At 56.9% G+C, this 620-nt stretch carries 1 protein-coding gene; it reads right to left on the bottom strand.

Annotated elements, in window-relative coordinates:
- Positions 1 to 620, bottom strand: a 620-nt coding sequence (locus NKH42_RS31180) for an aldehyde dehydrogenase family protein (protein WP_352974847.1), incomplete at both ends; no start/stop codon positions are given.

Below are 620 nucleotides of genomic sequence, written 5' to 3'. Positions count from 1 at the left end.
TCGATATCTCGGGTGAAAACACCCGCTGCCAAGCCCTGATCGGTGTCGTTGGCGAGATCGATCCCCATCACTGGGTCGTCGAAAACGGTAACGGCAAGAACAGGACCGAAGACTTCTTTCTGGAACAGATTACTGTCTCGCGCCACATCGGCGAACACCGTCGCCGTCATGAAATAGCCGCTCCGCTCGGAAAGTGCAGTTCCGCCGATCACCACCCGTGCACCCTGCGAAAGAGCAGTGTGACAAGCTTTCTCGACCGCTTGGCGCTGCTTTTGGGAGATCAAGGGAGTGATGTCACAGTTCTCTCGCCCCGGACCAATCGAAAGTCCTTCGACGCAGACTTTTACTCTCTCCAACAGTTCGTCTGCGATTGAACGCTCAACAAGTAGTCTTGTTAGGTTGTTGCAGTTCTGCCCGGCGTTCAGATAGGTTCCGATACGTACTGCTTCCACGACGGCATCGAGATCGGCGTCTGAATACACCACCGCAGCTGACTTGCCGCCCAGTTCCATGATGCACGGTACGATGCGCTCCGCTGCGGCCTTGAGCACCGTTCGCCCGGTAGCCGTGGACCCGGTAAAGACGATGTGGCGCACATCGGGATGGTCGATTAGCGCCTG

It is taken from the genome of Mesorhizobium sp. M1142 (genome assembly GCF_040318565.1).
Classification (GTDB): domain Bacteria; phylum Pseudomonadota; class Alphaproteobacteria; order Rhizobiales; family Rhizobiaceae; genus Mesorhizobium.
This window is presented reverse-complemented; position numbering and strand designations above follow the sequence as displayed.